General features: G+C 76.5%; 1 protein-coding gene. It reads left to right on the top strand.

Going from position 1 to position 357, the window contains the following annotated elements:
- Nucleotides 1–41: 41 nt before the first annotated feature.
- The coding region (locus N869_RS17570) for a DsbA family protein (RefSeq protein WP_232229903.1) at nt 42–357 on the top strand (316 nt) is incomplete at its 3' end.

Below are 357 nucleotides of genomic sequence, written 5' to 3'. Positions count from 1 at the left end.
CGGGCCAGACGGTGCCGCCCGCGCCGCAGGGAGGCCCCCCGGTGGGGACCGAGCAGCCGCTGGCGCCCGAGGAGCAGCCCGGGCAGCCGGGGGCCGGGGACCCGGGTGAGGTGGTCGAGGAGCAGATCCTTGTCGACCTGGCACGACGCATCCCCGGGGACCCGATGGCGGCCGGGCCGGCGGACGCCCCGGTGACCTTGATCGTGTACTCGGACTACCAGTGCCCCTACTGCGGGCTGTGGGCCGAGCAGACCCAGCCGACGATGCTCGCCTACGCCGAGGCCGGCGCCCTGCGCATCGAGTGGCGTGACATCAACGTCCTGGGCGCCGACTCCCGTCGGGCCGCCGCCGCGGCCG

Source organism: Cellulomonas bogoriensis 69B4 = DSM 16987 (genome assembly GCF_000767165.1).
In the GTDB taxonomy this organism is placed as follows: domain Bacteria; phylum Actinomycetota; class Actinomycetes; order Actinomycetales; family Cellulomonadaceae; genus Actinotalea; species Actinotalea bogoriensis.
Note: the sequence above shows the minus strand (reverse complement) of the source record. Positions and strands in the feature narration are given on the sequence as shown.